Raw genomic sequence first — 17,814 nt, forward strand, 5'->3', positions numbered from 1 at the left:
CAAATTATTTGATAACATATATACATAAGCATTCGAAAATGTCTTATCTTAACAAAGCTTTCTTTAAATGCTGTATATAACCTACAAAAAGGCACTTCTTGATGAAGTGTCTTTTTGTGTAAGCTAACTCAATTTCCATTTTCCGTACAGTATCTTGCAACTTATCATGGATATACTAACTGTGAAAATTCATGTCATGATAAAAGAAGGGGACAGTTAGCATGAAACAAACATCTATAAATCCATTGCTAATTGTTCTAGGTACAATCATTGTTCAAATTGGCCTAGGAACAATTTACACATGGAGTTTATTTAATCAACCCCTTGTAAGTAAGTTTGGATGGAACCTCAATTCAGTCGCGATCACGTTCTCAATTACGAGTTTTTCTTTATCATTCTCAACTCTATTTGCAGGAAAGCTACAACAAAAATTTGGACTTCGTAAACTTATCGCTACTGCAGGAATTGTTTTAGGACTCGGTTTAATACTTAGTTCACAAGTTTCCTCATTACCATTACTTTATTTATTAGCCGGTGTTGTCGTTGGATACGCTGATGGAACAGCATATATTACATCACTATCTAATTTAATTAAATGGTTTCCAAACCGTAAAGGACTTATTTCTGGTATATCTGTTTCGGCATATGGAATGGGAAGCTTAATCTTTAGATATATAAACGGAAATCTTATCAACAGTCTTGGAGTATCACAAGCATTTTTATACTGGGGTATTATCGTCTTACTATTAGTGTTGATAGGATCATTCTTCTTACGTGAAGCAATTGTAAGTAACACTACAACTGAAACATTACACAATGATTATACGCCGCGTGAAATGATGAAAACGAAACAAGTATATCTCTTATTTTTCATGTTATTCACATCATGTATGGGCGGACTGTATTTAATCGGTATGGTAAAAGACATCGGTGTGCAGCTCGTTGGTCTTAGTGCAGCGACTGCCGCAAATGCCGTCGCAATGATCGCAATCTTTAATACAATAGGTAGAATTATTCTTGGAACGTTATCAGATAAAATAGGCCGATTAAAAATCGTCTCGGCTACATTTATTATTATTGGATTATCCGTCTTCACTTTAAGTTTTATTCCACTAAATTACGGAATTTATTTTGCTTGTGTAGCAAGTGTCGCCTTTTGCTTTGGTGGTAATATCACCATATTCCCAGCCATTGTCGGGGATTTCTTCGGATTAAAAAACCATAGTACAAACTACGGGATTGTTTACCAAGGTTTCGGATTCGGTGCACTTGCAGGATCATTCATTGGAGCACTACTTGGCGGATTTCAGCCAACCTTCATTACAATCGGTGTTCTATGTGTTATATCTTTCGTTATCTCTATAGTAATCCGCCCTCCAAATGCAGAAAAGAAGAAGGAAATCAAATCTTTAAATCGAAAAATAGCTTAATGCTAAGAAAGAGTCCTTATAATAGGGCTCTTTTGCTTTACAAAAAAATGTATAAACAATGGATGACATTCAAAAAATCTAATTCGTTTCGTATTAGTTATTTACTCAAATTACCTTTTATGAATCCAAACAATTTAATGATAGAATGAAATAAAGACAGAAAATTTTTACCATTCAAGGGGGGGTTACATATGAAAAAAGTAAATGTTACATACGCACTTCTATATGATGAAACTCATGAAAAGCTATTAATGGTTAAAAACAAAGGGAAAAATGGTTCTTATTACACTTTACCAGGTGGAGCAGTTAAATTCGGGGAAACGTTAGAAGAGGCAGCAATTCGTGAAGTGAAAGAAGAAACAGGGCTAGACATATCCGTAAAAGGGGTTTGTTCCATTAGTGAAGCCTTTTTTGAGGAGAGAGGACATCATGCAATCTTCTTTAATTTTTTAGGAGAAATAACCGGAGGGGAAATCTGTATATCACGGCCAAAAGAGATTGAGGAGATTACCTGGATGGAATTAGATTCAGCAGAACCTTATTTACGTATACCAGAACACTTAAAAAGCCTTTTACAAAAGAAAGAAACAGTTCCTTATATTTTTAATGGAACTATTATTCATCAATCTTCATAAAGATAGTATTTCATTTAAGGCGGGGGAAAAATGGAGTTTATCGTTAATCACAAACAATTTACACAAGCTCTTTCAGAAGTAAGTAAAGCTATCTCAACAAAAACTTTAATTCCTATATTATCCGGAATAAAGATAACAGCAGATCAATCTGGAATTACTTTAATCGCAAGTAATTCGAATATTTTCATTGAAAAATTTATACCCATTTCAATTGAAGACGAACAAATTACAACTATTTTAAAAGCAGGGAGTATTGTTGTACCAGCAAAGTATTTCATTGAAATTATTAAGAAAATGCCAAGTGATATTTTAATAAAAAGCATGAATGAGCAGTTGATTACAATTCAATCTGATGAAATTACTTTAAACTTAAATGGATTCTCGGCGAACGACTTTCCAAATGTACCATTTATAGACGAACATGCAGAAATACAAGTAGAAACGGAACAGTTGATTGAAGTATTCAAACAAACTGTCTTTGCAGCTGCTAAAAATGAATCTAGACCAGTTCTTACTGGCGTACATATCGTTTTTGAGCATAATAAATTAATTTGCGCTGCGACTGATTCACATAGACTGGCTTTACGTGAAATATTAATTTCATCTCATGCGAAAGCAAATTGCATTGTACCAAGTTCCACTATTAGTGAACTACTAAAATTAATGAACAATAATTCAAATTTAGTATACATATATCTTTCAGAGAGTCACATTATTTTTAAATTCGGTACAATTACGTTGTATTCAAGGCTTATTGAAGGAAAATATCCTAATATATCCGGCCTAATTCCAAATGAATCCCAAACGGTTATTAATATAGATAGAAAAAAGATTTTACAAGGTGTAGATCGGTCAAGTTTATTGGCTAGTGAATGGGCAAACAACAACGTTAACTTAGAAATCATCGACGAATGCACAATACAAATCTCTTCTAACGCTTCTCAGATTGGTAAAATATCCGAGACACAACAAATAGATGCGATTCACGGTGAAAAGCAATTAAATATATCTTTCGACGGACGATATATGGTCGATACTTTAAAAGCAATAAAAGAAGATAGAGTTACTTTAAGTTTTGGCGGTTCCATGAGACCGATATTAATTGAAGCAGGTGAACAATCTGCAGCAGTATATTTAATATCACCTGTTAGAACTTATTGAGAACAAAGGAAGGAATTAAATTATGTACAAGCACACTTTATGTTTTATAAAAAGAAATGAAGAAATACTTATGCTAAATAGAGAATATGATCCTGTAAAAGGATTATGGAATGGTGTAGGAGGGAAGATAGAAAAAGGAGAAACACCGTTAGAAAATGCACTTCGTGAAATAAAAGAAGAAACAAATATAGATGTTGAACAAAATCAAATTCAATTTAAAGGCATTATTAAATGGGAGGATTCCTCATATTCTGGTGGCATGTATGTCTATTTAGTAAAGCTACTTAATGAATTTACATATCACACTCCAAAAAAAGTCTCAGAAGGAATTCTAGATTGGAAAGAGGTATCTTGGATTCTAAGTGACTATAATTACGGCGTAGGAGAGATGATACCTAAATTTTTAACTGAAGTACTTTATAATGAATTAATATTAGAGCACTCTTGCGTTTTATCAAATCATAAATTAGTAGAGTATAAGAATAAAGAATTAGCTAAGCAGACCAACCCAATAGAAATTAGTGTAAGCAGTAACAGGAAATAGCTAATGTAGTCGAAGTGAAACTAAAGATAAAATTTAACGTGAGGGAGAGTATTTTAAATAGCAGGAAAGCAAATATAGTAAAGTAGTAATTAGGGGAGATTAGTATGTAATAGAAGGAGGAGCTCATGAAAAAAGGAAATCAATTATTTTGGATATATATAACTAGTATTTTAATAGATGAGTCATAAATGAATAAAAAGCGAACCATCAATATTAAATTGGTTCGCTTTTTATTATACTTACACTTTTCGCCACCAAGCAGCCGTAGGATAATCTTTAGATTGTAACGCAATAGCTTCACCGATTTGTGGCGTTGCAATATTAACCCCTAAACGATTTGCTTCTTTCGTAACACGTTCAATAGGATCACTCCATTCATGTAATGCTAACGTAAAAGCACCCCAATGAATAGGAACGAGCAATTCTCCTTTAACGTCAATATGAGCTTGTACTGTTTCTTCTGGCAACATATGAATAGCAGACCATCTCGTATCGTACTGCCCGCATTCCATTAAAGTAAGATCGAATGGACCATAATTCTCACCAATTTCCTTAAAGTGAGGAGCATAACCACTATCACCACTAAAGAAGACTTTAGTTTCTTGACCAAGAATAAGCCATGAACACCATAACGAACGATCTTTATCTGTCATACTTCGTCCAGAGAAATGCCTTGCAGGAGCGCAAACTAACTTAATATTATCAAACGTAATTTCATCCCACCAATTATGTTCACTAATTTTATTAGGTGAAACACCCCATTTAATAAGATAACGCGCAACTCCAATCGGGACATAAAAATGCTTCGCATGATCTTTTAACCGCATAATACTTTTGTAATTTAAATGATCATAGTGATTATGAGAAATGATAATCGCATCAATTTCTTGAAGTTCATCATGTTCTAAAGAAAAAGCACCACTATACCGCTTACTATTTAACACAGGAAATGGGGAAGAGGCATCTCCAAACATAGGGTCTAATAACAATTTTTTACCTTCTATTTTCAAAAGAGAAGCAGAGTGCCCAAACCATGTCACACTCTCTAAAGATTCATTATTTTTATTCGATAAAACAATAGGTAAATTCTTTACAGGACGTAGCTTTGTTTTCATTTTAAAGTAATCAGTCATTAAACCGATAATATCTTTCGGATTAAAACTTACATCAGTCGGAATTTGATTCATATATTTCTTTTTCATTAGTTCTCCTTTTTACGTTTAACAATATACGTATGTTGTTATTGTAGCTAATTGTAGTTTAAAATATATCATTTTACCTTTCATCTTAAATGCAGTACATTTCATAAATTCTTCAAATTTATTATTTGGATATATAAAATAGAATTCATTTAGCAGCAGCTAAAACTAATATTATGTATTTGTGAATTGTTTTGTTTAAGTACATTCTTTCTTATAAACAACAAAGACCGTATGTTTCTTTATATGTTATAGAAGCAGATAGGTAACTAATTATCCACAGGAAGGAGAGTCTATAAATGCTCGGAAGAGAGAAAAAAGAAGTCAAAATGTAAACTATCAAATAGCAATAACTAAATGTAGAATTCTAGATAACCTTAGTATAGGTATTAACATAGCTATACTAAGGTTTTTTATTTGAAATCATTAAAGGAGACTTATTTTTATTTATAGAACATAGTAAATACATAGATTTTACAATTAAATTACTAAAAAAGAAGGGATTTTAAAATGCTTGCTAATTATTCTCCGGAGAAAATACTTAAAACAACTTATGAGACAAAAATGATTTCATCAGGTGATAATTATCCAACTCTAAAAATAAGCGGAACAAACCTTCAATATTTACTTGTAATGCTCCATCTGGGCATAGAATCAAATGCTATAAAAACGAAGCTAAATTGGACTAGCGAGGAATTCGAAAAACAAATGCACGCATTAGAACTAGAAGGTTTATTGAATAAGACAGAAGGGAGTTACTATCCAACATGTATGGTTATAACAGCTAATGAAGGAGAAAAGCTGTATAACCTATGTGAGCCTCTAATTAAACCTACACTTAACATAATTGAAAAATATTCTAATCAAATCCCAGTATTTACAGCCGTAGATTTATCTATACTTAACGAAATCGCGAACACGATCAGTGAAGATTTGATTTTATTATGTAAAGAAAATGAAAAGCCTTTAAAAGAATACTTTGCAAGCAGCAGATACTCAAAAGAAATAACTTACGAAGAATTTTTTATTTGGTGGTATCACTTTTTCTATACAAAAATAACTGAAGAATTAATAAAACAAGGCATAATTAGTATCAGCACTCAAGAAAATCAAAATATATAATCTATTAAATACCTAATTTTATAAATATAAGCAGCGTATTATAACTCCACATATGTAGCAGAAGGATATGTGAAAAATCATTTGTAAAATAGATATTCATCTAAAATCAAACATGAAGAAAATACGATATAAATAGGGGAGATGCACCTTGCAAAATAAATTTATCAACCCGGAAACTATGCCAGCAACTTTTGGATACTCACATATTGTTGAGGTTAGTAACGCTACACGGACAATTTACATATCAGGACAAGTAGCGATTAATGTTGATGGTCATATAGTTGGGCATGGAGATTTAGGTACACAAACGCGCCAAGTATTTGAAAATATTAAAGTAGCATTAGAAGCTTCAGAATTAAATTTTAATGATGTAGTAAAATTAACATTTTTCTTAACAGATATTTCTCAAATGGCCATTGTTAGAGGTGTTCGAGATCAATACATTGATACTAAGAATCCACCAACAAGTTCAGCTGTAGAAGTTAGAAAGTTAATTAACGATAACTTATTAATTGAAATCGAAGCAATTGCTGTAGCAAACTAATTTTAAAAAACTTGTTATTAATCATATCCATACAATTCGTTTAATGCGTTCATTTAAAACGAATTGTATTTTTTATTGTCTTAAATATAATTTATATCTGGAGACATTATCATCAACAACTTATAAAGCAACAACAAAAACAAATAACCACACAATCCATCACACAGAATTAATCCAAAGAAAAGGGAAGTGTAACAACCTCAGCTAACATATATTAAGTTTATTACTTTTTACTAGTTAACATAATATATATTATACGAAGTTGTATAGAGTAAGTGTTTATCTGTATCAAAAACCAAGTAAACTATACTTAATGAGACGAAACGGGGATTTTTAATGAGATTCACATAAAATCTTATCTAAATGAATTTCTACAGTTTTTATCGTTTATTTTGCTATAAATTAATCACAGCAAATCTTAATCGATTAATTATCGTTTAACGAATCAAAAAAATTTTGATTCGCACGGAATTTTTTTATGCGAAATAAATTTTTCTATACAAATGATAAATTTCATTTTATGTTTTGCTTTATAGATTTATTGCTAATTACATATGTTTTATTATTTTATATTTTTGTTGTTATTTCTTTTATTTACGCTTGACTTTCATTGTATTCTTCATTTTAGTTAACATAACGTTTATTTTTAACGTAAAAAAATCCTCCTCACCTTCAGGAAGATTTCTTTTGCTAGCTAGTAATCCATTTATCTATTTTTAGTAACAATCCCAATTGTAAATAACATTGGAAAAATCTAGATTTAATAAATCGTCTTTCTTTATAAAGAAATTAGCAACACCAGAATCTCCCCACATAATATTTAATGAATCATCTGTATCGATTTGCAGCAATAATATATCATATTCGTTGGTATTTTTCTTCCCATTCCCTTGGATCTGTCTGTGTGAAAAATGGATAACCACCAATTTTATGCCCTTGATCTTTACATAAATCATCATACAGTTCGCCTAATTCTGTATTATTTTCTTCATCAACAATTTCTTCCCAATCAATTTCCTCACTAAACATCTTTTCAAATCGATAATCCCTTGATGTTACGGGCTGATAACCCAATTCAAACTTTAATTTCGCTGCTTCAGGTATGATAAAGTCCTCTAATTCTGAAGTGTTTAAATAACTAAAATCAGTAATAACCTTATTTAAATCTTCTATAATTGTAGAATGATAAATAATTCGAAAGTCTTTTTGGATTGTTGGATGATCAAAATCTGCTCCATAAAGCTCATCTTCAGCACTTACGAAAAACTGTAGCATACCCTTTTGAGGCATATATTCAACATGCGGCATTTCTTCAAAGTTTAACTGCGCAAGTAACATCATAGGTTGTCCATTTGAATCTTTAGGATGCTCTTGATCTATAGGTAAATACGGATAACCACCAAATTTACTCTCAAAAAGCGTTGTCTCTGCTAATGTTCCAGACGCTTTAATATAAGGTTTCACACTTTCTTCTAAAATACTACGATACTGCTCTAGTTCTTTCGGAATTTGAAGTTGATACGTATTCTTCATTACATTTGCCTCCCCTTAATAATGAATTGAAAATGCCCTACTTAATTATATAGCAACAGATAACTTCATTGAAAATCGTTAAATATCCGTTTTAACCCTCATTTTTTGCGCACTTGGCGGACAAAGTAAATTATGTTCTGAGACCTTTTTATTAATAGTTGTAATTAACATAGCTGCTTCTACATTATCCGTTAGTTCTTTTAAATTTTCTTTTAGATGATCTATTTCCTTTGAAAGTTCAATCCACCTAGGCAAAACATGATTATTTTTCAAAGTTCTATAAAGTTGCTTGTCAGGATTATACGAAAGATCTTTATCAAGATTAAGAGGTTTCCCTTTCCCAGGTAAATCATTAAACGCTCCTGTCTTTTCTGCCTGTTTAACGATAGAGCTAATATGATCCTCATACGTGAACGACCAAACTTTTTCATCTTTAACTAAAATTTCTTGTTTTTTCAGTTTTTTATCTAGCTCATCTTGATTCATAGATTCTCTCTCCTTTTTATTTTATAGTGTGGTTTTTGTATGTTTTAATGCTTTCAACCCATCAAATAACTTTTCTCGCCACCAAACACCGTCATGACCGCCTTGAAACTCTTCATAAGTAATTTGGTATCCTTTTTCTTTTAAAACTTTATACAGGCGTCTATTAGCCGTTAAAAGAGGTTTGTTTTCAAGTTCTCCTGCTGCTATATAAAAATGAGGTTGACTCGTATTGGAATCTATAGATGAAATTTGATTTTCAATCCAAGGAATTTGATTTTCATAACCATCCTTTTTCCAATGCACCGATCCAGACATTGACAACACGTTTCCGAAAACATGTGGATTTTGAAGCGCTGCATAAAAAGCTGCTAAGCCACCAAGACTGAAACCAGCAATTGTTGTATGATTCTTTTCTTGATATACGTGATACCTAGCTTGAATCCATGGAAGTAGTTCCTCCGTTAAAAATGTATTCATTTTATCGTTATAAGTTAGCTCTTCTAGTCGATCAACGGGTTCTATTGCAACAGCAATACAAGATGGGATTTCTTTTTCGTATATTAAATAATTGAGTGTTCTTGCGATTGAAAGGTTATTAATGAATGAATTCCCATCAAACACAATGAGAAGTTCTTGAAGATGTGAAGTGTGAGAATATTCATGAGGCGTATAAATATAAATTTTACGTGCGTCATTTAAAATCGTACTATGAAAAGAATATGTTTCAATTTTTCCAGATGGATAATGATCTGAAGGAAAACGACTGCTATACTGTACTTCCATTCCTATGTTTAACACAGACGCTTTATTGGCATCTTCTCCAAATGTATTTTTATTAAATCGATCTAGTTGGTACTTTTCACTGCGCTTTATCCAATCATTTTCGAAAAAATCGTTTACTGAAAAATAGTACGTTGAAATAAAACTCTCATCCGTCCTAAACGTTACATACCAAATATCTGTCTGTAACAACCGTTGTAGTTGATTTACAGACAGATCCCAACCAGGAAAACTACCGAATACATAAACGTTTTCAGTTTTTTGATCCCCTAACCATATATACGTTATAAGCTTATACTGATTTTCTACAGGACATTGTTCTATTAGTGGCGTATTATTTGACTTTATTTCATGCAAAAAAGTATAAATTGCTTTCTCGTTTCCTTTTTTTTATTGATTATTAAGCTCCTCTAACTTAGGACTAATTATTGAAGTCACCTATCTGCCTCCTTTGTATTTCTTTCTTTTCACTAGATTGCTTTTATAAAATTTAGGATTAGTATGTTATATATTTAGATGAGTTATTTATTTAGAAGGTTTATCAATTGCCTGAATAGAAAGTTCCAACGCTTTTATTCTTCTTTCTAAAAGTGTTCTTTGAGGACTACCAGCCTTAGACTTATCATAGGCTCTCTCAATTGATGGAAGCAAACCAGCAAGGATATTACGAGCTTCTGCTAACTCTTCTTGGCTATACCGATGACTTTCTTGATTCCACACGTTCTCTAACACTGCTAGCCCTATACAAACGGCTTTAAGCCTTTTTTTCACTAAGGTAGTATTTGCTCCCTTTTGAGTCATCTGTGAAAAAGCATTTTCAAGTTTACGAATTGTCGATTGTAAAGATTTTATTGATTCCAATTTATCTATATTTGACACGTTTTCCATGTTACTATTGTTCCTCCTGGCTTAACTTATTTAATACTGAATATAATAAGTACTTGATTTCACTCGAAATATTTTATCATAAATAACTAACTATATTCGAATTGGATAATGGATTAAAGGAAAATGGTATCTAAACGCCTCTCCCTCCTTTACATCATTCTATATGTACTTCTTTCTTCGTATTAGAATCCCTATATAAACAAGGTATTAAAATTGTATTTTTTATGAACAAAAAAACGCACAAGCAGCATAACTTGTACGTTTTTATTTTTATTCAGTAAGATAATACAGTAATAGTTTCCGGGCCTTCTCATAATTCATGAAATCTCTATACAAAATGGGATACTTCACAATTTCTGTTTCTATAAAACGATATTGCGGAAACCATTCAAAAAACGATTTCTTTAGCCACTTTATTTGATCAAACACAATCTCCTTTTCATTGTTATTAAGTATGTAACTTAAAGTACCTGCTGTATGCATCCAATAATAATTTAAATCAGCGCTTATGCAATCATCTTCTGTAAACATATTATTAAAATCTTTTCGTATTTTTCGAAGGTCACAATTCGGAAACGGTTTAAGCAGCGGACTATGCATTTTCTGCAATTCATTAAAAATAACCTTTTTACCTAATAGGAATTTTCCACCCCTTTATTTCCTTACCCAACTTAATAATTTTTCATAATGATGTTGAGCATCTGTATAGCCGAGATTATATAGGTTAACAAGTTTCTCTTTATTTCTTTCTATTCCGCTTATAGGAAGCTGTGCGCTTGGCTGAATTACATAAAAATTATCTTTTTGTTCGTTGTGATTCATATAAGATACAGTTTCATTATAAAAACGATAATGTTCTACTAAATGCTCTGCGATTTTTGGATATCTTCTATATAAAATTTTAGCTAGTCCAGAAAATTTATTACGCTGCTTCTCGTATCCTTCTGGCTTTGTCATTATAACAACGTTTTTTAAATAACCATCATTTTGCGCTTTTAATACTGGAATAGGATCTATAATCCCTCCATCTAACAATTTTCGATTATCATATTCTACAGCAGGTGCTATAAACGGCACAGAGCTTGATGCACGAATAATTTTTAAAATATCATTTCCATGTTCTGTTTTATTAAAATAAACTGCCTGTCCTGATTCACAATCAGTCGTTCCGATTACAAACTGTTCATTTGAATTTAGGAATGTTTGAAAATCAAACGGTACAATTTTGTTTGGTACTTCATCAAATAAAAAATCCATTCCAAATAATTCACGTTTTTGAATTAAGTTTCGATAAGATATATACCTGTGATCTGCTACTAGCTCTGTATTCACTTTCTTATTTCTTCCTTTTTGACGTGACAAATATGTTGCGCCCATACACGCTCCGGTGGATACACCGACTACATACGGAAAGAATAAGTCCCTTTCCATAAAATATTCGAGTACTCCTGCAGTATATAATCCTTTCATTCCGCCGCCTTCTAATACTAAACCGATATTTTTCATGCTATATCCCTCTACTTCTGTTTTCTTAATTATATGTTAGCACAAGATTTTAGGATGAGGTTATATAAATTAGTTGCAATAATAACAAAAAACTATTGAAGCAATGTCATAATCTATTAGCCATTCGCATGGTACAATATAAGAAACTCATTCCACATATTATAAAGGAGGAATTTCATATGGGTTTATTTAGTGGTATTTTAGGAAATGCATCAAGTGCGAGTACAGAAAGCGTTGAACGTGATTTAGAAAAGATTATGCTAGATGATGAAAAAGTTGAGCATGCTTATAAATTAATTCGTGATTTAATCGTATTTACAAATCGTCGTCTTATTTTAGTTGATAAACAAGGGATATCAGGTAAAAAAACAGAGTATCATTCTATTCCTTATAAAAGCATTACACAATTTAGCATTGAAACAGTTGGGCATTTTGATTTAGATGCAGAACTTAAAATATGGGTATCTAGTATGGATGATCCAATTACGAAAGAATTTAAAGGTGACGATAGTATTTTAAGCATTCAAAAAGCGTTAGTAACATATACGACGAAATAACGCCTTTCCGTATATTTATTCATTATCGGAATTACTAACCCGAGTATTTTGGAAGAATATGCGTTATTTTTGTATATTTAATCTAAAAAAACATAAAAAGGTAAAGCGTATTTCAAATGCTTTACCTTTCTTTTTTGTAATAAATAAGTGTAGTTTTATCATTTAATTTCTTTATTACTTCTGTTCTTTTATACCCCATTTTTTCGTATAGAAAACAATTTCTTTCTTCTTCTAAAATCGTAGCAAGTTCAAAACTCCGTGCTTCTGGAAACATCTCTTCAATTAAAATAAGTACCTTCTTAGCGATTCCTTTCCCTTGATAGATTGGATGAATGAACATTGGACTGATCCAAAATTTATAAGGTCTTTCTTTTTGGGATATACATATCGCTCCAACAAGGTTCGAATCTATTATCATCTTATAAAAGTTGTTGCTCGGATTATTTATTCTTAAAATAGTTTTTTCAATAGATTCATTTGTTGGATTTGTTTCATAGTCTTTATATTTATTTAATAAAGGACTAAATGAGTCTATTTGCATTTGAAATAAAACTGCTGCATCAATTTCTGTCGCCTTCTCTAATGTTACCAATTTAAACGCTCTCTTAAAGAAGTAATGTGAGCTGTATGATGACGACCGTGCCATGCATATAGTCCAATTGCAGCAGCAAGTTGTGATTCTCCTGATTCAGGATGATTAAATGTCTTTTCTAAATCTGCTGGTTCTAAAGAATATAATAAATTAACCCATCTTTTATGTAATGAATCTAGCATTACAAGTGAAACATCTACTGGTAATTTCGAGTCAGGTAGCTCTGCCCATTTTTCTTCTTTGTACGGTTTAATAGTTGGATTCTTTTCTGTCAGTGCTAATTTAAAGCGTATGTAGCTATTCATATGACTATCAACAACATGATGAACAACTTGGCGAACAGTCCATCCACCGACGCGATACGGTGTATCTAACTGCTTCTGATCTAAATCTTTTATCGCTCTTGCTAGTTCATTAGGTAAATCCTCAATTTCTTGAATCCATTTATCAATTATTTCTTCTGTAATAGTGCCTACATAAGTAAATTGACCTATTGGATAACGTAAATCCTTCATGTACATGTCCCCCCTATTATTTTTAATCCTTAATAGCCCTCCAAATATAATGTACGAAATTTACGTTTTCCCCGTTTAAATCTACAGTAGTTGTCTCCGCTTCCTTTTCACGAGAAAATCCGCTCTTTTCTAATACAATTTGTGAAGCTATGTTATTTGTTGTTGTCATAGCATGTATTTCATTAATTTCATAGACTCTTGCTTGAGCCAAAATCAATTTTACAGATGCTGCTGCAACTCCTTTTTTTGTAAAATCCTCTCCAACTCGGTAGCCTAACGACCCAATTCGTTTTTCCTTATCTACATCAACTAAATTGATACGTCCTACAATTTCTTTTTCTGTATTACGTATGAGATGAAAATAAGAAATCCCCTCAGTTTGTTCTTTTAATAGTTCGGCAAGTTGCTTTTGAAAGTATTCATACACGTAATAATTAGAGCCACGACTTGGTACCATTGTTTCAAAAAATGATTTGTTCGTGAGTTCAAAATTAAATAAATCTTCAGCGTCTTGATTCTTTAATTGTTCTATGTATATTTCCATCCCGTTTACCCCTTCTTGATTTACTAACTGTTATACATTCTTTTTTAAACGATAATTTTCCTGCTATTTCTTTCGTCTGAGTAATACAGTAAGTAATACTCTAGGATGAAAAAGATGAAATGGACTACGAATTAAGTTCATAACTCTGACTAACCGAATATAAATATCAGAATCACTTGCAGAAAGTTGATATATTTGTTTCGTATACCATTGCTGAAATTTTTGTTTCGTAGTTAATTCTTTCTGTAACTTAGGATGACGTGCTATCTCCGTTGTGGTCATTTCCCAAGGTGTTTTGATAATCATAGCAGTCTTCCTATAAAACTCTCGAGTTAATGTTTTATCAAGCCTTTTTCTCCCTTGAAGAATTAGTTGCAATTGGTGAGCTTCCATAGCTGCAACTGAAACACCTTGTCCGAAAACTGGATCAAAACGACAATGCGCATCTCCAACTACTAACAATCCTTCAGGCAAATTATTAACTAGATCAAATCGCCTGCGTACTTGATATGGAATTTTGTACGTTTTTATATCGGTAATCGCCTCAGATTTGTTTAGAAACTCTGTAACATTAGTGATTGATAGGTTTTCAGCAAAATCATAAAATTCATCATCTGTTTGCGGTGCTTTTTCATTTGCATATCCACTAAAAGTAACAAAATAACGATCATCTTCAATCGTTTGAATTAGAACACCATAAGGATTCTCAGGAAAACTTGGAGACATAAGCATATCACAGCAGTCTAATTTCTCTTTTTCTTTGAGCCTAAACATTCTAGTTGCGTAAAACAAATCAATTCTTACTTTCTCTTCTTGTACTTCGAAATTGTATTCTTGTAACCAATCTATACTTTTCGAACCAAATCCACTTGCATCAACAACAAGATCTGCATGAAATTCTTCTTTCATTCCTGTTTTCAAACATTTAGCTGTTATTCCATAGACTTTATTAAGTTTGTTATCTACTAGTAATCCTTCAACCAACATTTCATACTTCGAAGTAACATTTGAAACTTGTTCAATTCGTTTTTGAATATGCGATTCTAACAGAAGACGACTTTGTTGAATCATATTTATTTCGCCTTTGAAAGGCTGCTTCCATAGGCCGAACTGATGCCATTTTAAATCGCGAGTAAAGTTATTTACGATGCTACCTACTTCAATTAATTCATTAGTAATGTTAGGAAACAACTCCTCAAGTGCTTCTTCGCCGCCTTTTAATAACACATGCGGATGATTACTTTGCGGAACTCTTTTTCGCGGACCATTTCCATCCCATTCTTCACCAGCTTCTACAATGATTACTTCTTCAAACGTATTTGATAAAGCCTTTGCGGCGAGTTTTCCTGCGATACTTCCACCAATAACAATAGCCTTAGTAAACATTTTTTCCCCCTTAATGAAAAGAGATCCTGTCGTGTATGAATGGAACAGGATCTTAACTAATAATTCCTTGATAATTATATTTAAAACACCTGTGTGAATTGCAACATTAAAATTAAAATACCTAATCCCCATACGTAATACGCGAATACTTTTAAAGAATGACGTTTTAAATATTGAATCATCCATGAAACTGCTATGTAACCAAAGAACGCTGCTGATAATGTTCCGACAATTAGTGATGTACTAGAAATAGATTCAGCTTTCCCTTGAAAAACATCTGCAAATTGCAAGATGATAGCTCCGACAATAGCTGGTGTTGATAATAAAAAGGAAAAGTACGCCGCTGTTTCGCGGTCTAACTTTCTCCATAATGCAGCGACAATTGTCATTCCAGAACGGGAAATTGCTGGAAATATAGCTACTGCTTGAAATGAACCAATTATGAATGCATCTTTATATGTAATATCATTCATTTTTTTACGACCGTTCTTTTGTTTATCGGCCATATAAAGAAATAAACCCGTCACTAAAAACTCCCAACCTATTGTTATACCTGTTTTTGAAATATCTTCAAAAAAGTCTTTAAATAATAAGCCGATTACAACCGCAGGTATCGTCCCGACAATAAGTAATAGCATAAGCTTTGAAAATGGATTTTTTATTAAATAAATAAATTCTTTTCTATAATAAATAAACACCGCAAGTAACGTCCCTATATGCAGCATCGTATCTAAAAACAAACCTGCCTCATCTAACTGAAAAATATGTCGCCCTAAATATAGGTGACCTGTACTGCTTATAGGTAAAAACTCTGTCAGCCCTTGAATAATTCCTAAAATAAAAGCTTCTAGCCAATTCATGATGATCTCCTTTCTCATTTGCTTGTACCAATATATGATTCTTTAATTTTTGTTATGAAAGAAAATATATTTCTCTTGGGGATTTACTTTAACCTTTATTTAGAAGTTATGGATTGCGACAAAGATAGATATATATGTAAAAAAGGAGGGTTTACATGGCGAAACACACAAAATTAGGCAACATATTACTTTGGATTGGACCAATTCTTGTGTTCTTAGGCTTATGTATGACAAATGTAATTACAGACATACCTTTCTTCGAAGGAAAGCATAAAACTTTTGGAATTATTATGTTATTTATAGGGGTACTTTGTTTAATTGCCGCTCATTACTTTAAAATACGAAAAAATTCTGCCGATTAAATAATCTATTCCCTTATAAGGAGGAACAAATGCGAGGAAAATCATTACGGACAAAAATTACAAAGCTATATAAATAAAAACAATCCTAGTGTATGTACTAGGATTGTTTCATTTCGCTAATGTTGTTTATTTATAAAACACTTTATCAACGTTATATTTCGCTTTGTACTTATTAATGATGTATGTTTCGTAAATTTCTCTTTCAGTTGGATCTTCTACGATACATGCATCGATACGGTATACTTCATCACGATTATTTTTGATTGGTGAAACATTATCTTCAAAATGCTTTTTAATACGTTGTCTAATTTTACGAGCTTTACCTACGAAAAGAAGTTCGTCATTAATATTGTAAAACATAAAAATGCCGCCTTTATCTCTAGGGAACAAGTGGAAATCGATAAAACCGTTAATTGGAGTAATTAATGGCTCGTCTCCTTTAATAACTTGGTTACGTTCAGTAATGGAAACATCAGCTTCAGGAATATTAATTTTAATCAAGTTCATTCACGTCCTCTTTTATTATAAAGATAAATAATAGCATAAGTATGTAAGAAAAGCTATGTTAAGAGAGATATTTCATTTTATAATTCAAATATTATAGGTATATCATGTAAACTTTTTTTCCAAATCATATGATCATTTGATTCGCCCCAATAATCCTTCAGCACATAACTAGGTTTTCCAAACTTTTTTGTCCATATACTTTGTGCTTTTTTGTATCCACTATCTAAACAGCATTCGGTTATTCCTCTGCTAAGTAATGTAAGATACATTGTATTTAGTAGTAAACTCCCTATACCTTTTCTTTGATACTCCGGAAGTATAAATACAGTTCCTATTTCATACAAATCCTTAAGTACACCGTCTGTACAACTATTAATCAATGCACTTGCTCGGACCGATTTCAATCGTTCCAATGATTTTATCGTTACTTGTATCTATCGCTAATAAAAAGTAACGATTTTCTCCATTACTATCAAAATCATTTTTTAAATATTTCTTTTTCGAGTTAATTTCATTTTCTATGTCATCTAATAGATGTGATAACCCTTCGTTTTTAAATGTATTAGTAATAACAAGACGAAAAAACAAATGTAATTCATCTAAATCATTCGAATTCGGCCTTCTAATTTCAATGTTATACATGGCTTACATCTCCAACCTTTG

Annotated in this window: 19 protein-coding genes and 3 pseudogenes; 8 read left to right on the forward strand and 14 right to left on the reverse strand. The window is 31.8% G+C overall.

Annotated features, from left to right (window positions below):
* The first annotated feature begins 221 nt into the window (after positions 1-221).
* The 4 genes from JFU18_RS02485 (at position 222) to JFU18_RS02500 (ending at position 3,770) form a co-directional block, all read left to right on the forward strand.
* Positions 222-1,430, forward strand: coding sequence for an L-lactate MFS transporter (locus JFU18_RS02485; RefSeq protein WP_201033842.1), 1,209 nt, complete (start codon positions 222-224; stop codon positions 1,428-1,430).
* A gap of 191 nt (positions 1,431-1,621) precedes the next feature.
* Entirely contained in the window at positions 1,622-2,065 is a 444-nt protein-coding gene (locus JFU18_RS02490; RefSeq protein WP_002065700.1) for an NUDIX hydrolase, read from the forward strand.
* A 30-nt stretch (positions 2,066-2,095) separates the two neighbouring features.
* Positions 2,096-3,226 carry a DNA polymerase III subunit beta gene (gene dnaN, locus JFU18_RS02495; protein WP_085311372.1) on the forward strand — a complete coding sequence of 377 codons (1,131 nt, stop codon included), beginning with the start codon at positions 2,096-2,098 and terminating at the stop codon, positions 3,224-3,226.
* A 22-nt stretch (positions 3,227-3,248) separates the two neighbouring features.
* Complete coding sequence (locus JFU18_RS02500; RefSeq protein WP_201033841.1) at positions 3,249-3,770, forward strand: NUDIX hydrolase; 522 nt, start codon at positions 3,249-3,251, stop codon at positions 3,768-3,770.
* Positions 3,771-4,009: 239 nt separating this feature from the next.
* Here the strand turns inward: JFU18_RS02500 and JFU18_RS02505 are convergent, their stop codons facing one another.
* A complete protein-coding gene (locus tag JFU18_RS02505) occupies positions 4,010-4,972 on the reverse strand; it encodes an MBL fold metallo-hydrolase (RefSeq protein WP_201033840.1) in 963 nt (320 codons plus the stop codon).
* A 507-nt stretch (positions 4,973-5,479) separates the two neighbouring features.
* Between JFU18_RS02505 and JFU18_RS02510 the strand changes: the two genes are divergently transcribed.
* Positions 5,480-6,091 (forward strand): hypothetical protein, encoded by a 612-nt coding sequence (locus JFU18_RS02510; RefSeq protein WP_201033839.1) that lies wholly within the window; start codon positions 5,480-5,482, stop codon positions 6,089-6,091.
* A gap of 148 nt (positions 6,092-6,239) precedes the next feature.
* Positions 6,240-6,635 (forward strand): RidA family protein, encoded by a 396-nt coding sequence (locus JFU18_RS02515; protein WP_201050223.1) that lies wholly within the window; start codon positions 6,240-6,242, stop codon positions 6,633-6,635.
* Between the two features lie 716 nt (positions 6,636-7,351).
* On the opposite strand, the pseudogene JFU18_RS02520 reads toward JFU18_RS02515, so the two are convergent.
* From JFU18_RS02520 to JFU18_RS02545, 6 genes and pseudogenes are all read right to left on the reverse strand, one after another.
* A pseudogene (locus JFU18_RS02520) lies at positions 7,352-8,168 on the reverse strand (YwqG family protein).
* Between the two features lie 78 nt (positions 8,169-8,246).
* Positions 8,247-8,654 carry a DnaJ family domain-containing protein gene (locus JFU18_RS02525; protein ID WP_002136558.1) on the reverse strand — a complete coding sequence of 136 codons (408 nt, stop codon included), beginning with the start codon at positions 8,652-8,654 and terminating at the stop codon, positions 8,247-8,249.
* 21 nt (positions 8,655-8,675) lie between these two features.
* Positions 8,676-9,872 (reverse strand): annotated as a pseudogene (locus JFU18_RS02530) (alpha/beta hydrolase-fold protein).
* An 87-nt stretch (positions 9,873-9,959) separates the two neighbouring features.
* Complete coding sequence (locus tag JFU18_RS02535; RefSeq protein WP_002127600.1) at positions 9,960-10,322, reverse strand: hypothetical protein; 363 nt, start codon at positions 10,320-10,322, stop codon at positions 9,960-9,962.
* A 270-nt stretch (positions 10,323-10,592) separates the two neighbouring features.
* Entirely contained in the window at positions 10,593-10,931 is a 339-nt protein-coding gene (locus tag JFU18_RS02540; RefSeq protein ID WP_274606766.1) for a YxiJ-like family protein, read from the reverse strand.
* Positions 10,932-10,976: 45 nt separating this feature from the next.
* The gene (locus tag JFU18_RS02545; RefSeq protein WP_201033837.1) at positions 10,977-11,828 is read right to left on the reverse strand and encodes a patatin-like phospholipase family protein; all 852 of its coding nucleotides are present in this window, start codon (positions 11,826-11,828) and stop codon (positions 10,977-10,979) included.
* A gap of 179 nt (positions 11,829-12,007) precedes the next feature.
* Here JFU18_RS02545 and JFU18_RS02550 point away from each other — a divergent pair, with 179 nt between their 5' ends.
* On the forward strand, positions 12,008-12,385 hold the full coding sequence (locus tag JFU18_RS02550) for a PH domain-containing protein (protein ID WP_201050225.1): 378 nt from the start codon (positions 12,008-12,010) through the stop codon (positions 12,383-12,385).
* A gap of 121 nt (positions 12,386-12,506) precedes the next feature.
* Here the strand turns inward: JFU18_RS02550 and JFU18_RS02555 are convergent, their stop codons facing one another.
* From JFU18_RS02555 to JFU18_RS02575, 5 genes are all read right to left on the reverse strand, one after another.
* Positions 12,507-13,031, reverse strand: coding sequence for a GNAT family N-acetyltransferase (locus JFU18_RS02555; RefSeq protein WP_201050227.1), 525 nt, complete (start codon positions 13,029-13,031; stop codon positions 12,507-12,509).
* Positions 12,971-13,492 carry a YfiT family bacillithiol transferase gene (locus JFU18_RS02560; protein ID WP_098778349.1) on the reverse strand — a complete coding sequence of 174 codons (522 nt, stop codon included), beginning with the start codon at positions 13,490-13,492 and terminating at the stop codon, positions 12,971-12,973. The genes JFU18_RS02555 and JFU18_RS02560 overlap by 61 nt, the downstream gene beginning before the upstream one ends.
* Before the next feature lie 22 nt (positions 13,493-13,514).
* Positions 13,515-14,036, reverse strand: a complete 522-nt coding sequence (locus JFU18_RS02565; protein ID WP_201033836.1) for a GNAT family N-acetyltransferase — start codon at positions 14,034-14,036, stop codon at positions 13,515-13,517.
* A gap of 63 nt (positions 14,037-14,099) precedes the next feature.
* Positions 14,100-15,422: an FAD-dependent monooxygenase family protein gene (locus JFU18_RS02570; RefSeq protein WP_201031087.1), complete on the reverse strand. Its 1,323-nt coding sequence runs from the start codon at positions 15,420-15,422 to the stop codon at positions 14,100-14,102.
* A gap of 80 nt (positions 15,423-15,502) precedes the next feature.
* Complete coding sequence (locus JFU18_RS02575; RefSeq protein WP_002013258.1) at positions 15,503-16,282, reverse strand: undecaprenyl-diphosphate phosphatase; 780 nt, start codon at positions 16,280-16,282, stop codon at positions 15,503-15,505.
* Between the two features lie 155 nt (positions 16,283-16,437).
* Here JFU18_RS02575 and JFU18_RS02580 point away from each other — a divergent pair, with 155 nt between their 5' ends.
* Complete coding sequence (locus JFU18_RS02580) at positions 16,438-16,644, forward strand: hypothetical protein (RefSeq protein WP_063219028.1); 207 nt, start codon at positions 16,438-16,440, stop codon at positions 16,642-16,644.
* A gap of 126 nt (positions 16,645-16,770) precedes the next feature.
* Here JFU18_RS02580 and JFU18_RS02585 read toward each other — a convergent pair whose 3' ends face one another.
* Positions 16,771-17,151, reverse strand: a complete 381-nt coding sequence (locus JFU18_RS02585) for a nucleotide excision repair endonuclease (protein WP_002013261.1) — start codon at positions 17,149-17,151, stop codon at positions 16,771-16,773.
* A gap of 77 nt (positions 17,152-17,228) precedes the next feature.
* A pseudogene (locus tag JFU18_RS02590) lies at positions 17,229-17,793 on the reverse strand (GNAT family N-acetyltransferase).
* Positions 17,794-17,814: the final 21 nt, after the last annotated feature.

It is taken from the genome of Bacillus sp. TH22, from assembly GCF_016651015.1.
In the GTDB taxonomy this organism is placed as follows: Bacteria; Bacillota; Bacilli; order Bacillales; family Bacillaceae_G; genus Bacillus_A; species Bacillus_A mycoides.

Excerpts from the sequence above, each read along its gene's own strand:
- JFU18_RS02485 (WP_201033842.1), top strand. The coding sequence starts at position 222 with ATGAAACAAACATCTATAAATCCATTGCTAATTGTTCTAGGTACAATC.
- JFU18_RS02490 (WP_002065700.1), top strand. The coding sequence starts at position 1,622 with ATGAAAAAAGTAAATGTTACATACGCACTTCTATATGATGAAACTCAT.
- dnaN (WP_085311372.1), top strand. The coding sequence starts at position 2,096 with ATGGAGTTTATCGTTAATCACAAACAATTTACACAAGCTCTTTCAGAA.
- JFU18_RS02500 (WP_201033841.1), top strand. The coding sequence starts at position 3,249 with ATGTACAAGCACACTTTATGTTTTATAAAAAGAAATGAAGAAATACTT.
- JFU18_RS02505 (WP_201033840.1), bottom strand. The coding sequence starts at position 4,972 with ATGAAAAAGAAATATATGAATCAAATTCCGACTGATGTAAGTTTTAAT.
- JFU18_RS02510 (WP_201033839.1), top strand. The coding sequence starts at position 5,480 with ATGCTTGCTAATTATTCTCCGGAGAAAATACTTAAAACAACTTATGAG.
- JFU18_RS02525 (WP_002136558.1), bottom strand. The coding sequence starts at position 8,654 with ATGAATCAAGATGAGCTAGATAAAAAACTGAAAAAACAAGAAATTTTA.
- JFU18_RS02535 (WP_002127600.1), bottom strand. The coding sequence starts at position 10,322 with ATGGAAAACGTGTCAAATATAGATAAATTGGAATCAATAAAATCTTTA.
- JFU18_RS02545 (WP_201033837.1), bottom strand. The coding sequence starts at position 11,828 with ATGAAAAATATCGGTTTAGTATTAGAAGGCGGCGGAATGAAAGGATTA.
- JFU18_RS02550 (WP_201050225.1), top strand. The coding sequence starts at position 12,008 with ATGGGTTTATTTAGTGGTATTTTAGGAAATGCATCAAGTGCGAGTACA.
- JFU18_RS02555 (WP_201050227.1), bottom strand. The coding sequence starts at position 13,031 with ATGGCACGGTCGTCATCATACAGCTCACATTACTTCTTTAAGAGAGCG.
- JFU18_RS02560 (WP_098778349.1), bottom strand. The coding sequence starts at position 13,492 with ATGAAGGATTTACGTTATCCAATAGGTCAATTTACTTATGTAGGCACT.
- JFU18_RS02565 (WP_201033836.1), bottom strand. The coding sequence starts at position 14,036 with ATGGAAATATACATAGAACAATTAAAGAATCAAGACGCTGAAGATTTA.
- JFU18_RS02570 (WP_201031087.1), bottom strand. The coding sequence starts at position 15,422 with ATGTTTACTAAGGCTATTGTTATTGGTGGAAGTATCGCAGGAAAACTC.
- JFU18_RS02575 (WP_002013258.1), bottom strand. The coding sequence starts at position 16,282 with ATGAATTGGCTAGAAGCTTTTATTTTAGGAATTATTCAAGGGCTGACA.
- JFU18_RS02580 (WP_063219028.1), top strand. The coding sequence starts at position 16,438 with ATGGCGAAACACACAAAATTAGGCAACATATTACTTTGGATTGGACCA.
- JFU18_RS02585 (WP_002013261.1), bottom strand. The coding sequence starts at position 17,151 with ATGAACTTGATTAAAATTAATATTCCTGAAGCTGATGTTTCCATTACT.